This is a genomic window from Acidovorax sp. GW835-FHT14G06 (assembly GCF_058793595.1).
On record NZ_JBXAGA010000052.1, the window covers coordinates 1 to 716 of the forward strand.

Annotated in this window: 2 protein-coding genes; both read left to right on the plus strand. The window is 58.7% G+C overall.

Translation table 11 applies throughout. The features are described from left to right. Window positions 1-178: 178 nt before the first annotated feature. A complete protein-coding gene (locus tag AC1Q64_RS25675) occupies window positions 179-388 on the plus strand; it encodes a crAss001_48 related protein (protein WP_492253180.1) in 210 nt (69 codons plus the stop codon). A gap of 82 nt (window positions 389-470) precedes the next feature. After that, on the plus strand, window positions 471-716 hold a 246-nt coding region (locus tag AC1Q64_RS25680; protein WP_492253181.1), incomplete at its 3' end, for a pentapeptide repeat-containing protein.

A 716-nucleotide genomic window follows, 5' to 3' on the forward strand; every position in this document is an offset into this window, starting at 1 on the left:
CACATAGACGCTTTCAACGTCGCGCGCTGGGTGCCGTATCCAGCGAGATCAAAAAGAGCGGGCGCTGTTCTGGGCGCGCAAAGTGCAGATGAGGTTGGCCCCGCCAAGAGCAGGAAGGGGCCAAAACCAGAGGGCATTGATGGTCAGTGCTCTCTGTTTTTCAACAAAGGAAAAAAGTATGAGCCAGCAATTAGCACCACATCAGCAACGTGTCGTTGACGAAAAGCGCGAGCTTGACGAGAAGCTGCAGAAGCTGAAGGCATTCATTAGCTCTGCATCATTCACCACCATCGTTCATGACGAAGCCGAGCGCGGGCGTCTTGTGTGCCAAGAAGAAATCATGAATGACTACAGCGCCGTCTTGGGTGAGCGTATCGCAGCGTTCTAACCCTCCCGCCCTGCCAACGCGGGGCAAACCACCAGGCGCTTCCAACGAGGCGCCTGCTGATTTCAACCACGAAGGAACCACCATGGCAAAGCATCAGATCAAACACCGCTGGAACGATTCCGTGCTCTTTGAGTGCGATGTGCCGGACGACATGGCAAGCGGACTGCGCACGCGCTACGTTTTGGAGAAGGCGGTTGAATCGCGCGCCAACCTCTCGGACGCCAACCTCTCGGGCGCCAACCTCTCGGACGCCAACCTCTCGGGCGCCTACCTCTCGGGCGCCAACCTCTCGCGCGCCAACCTCTCGGGCGCCAACCTCTCGGGCGCC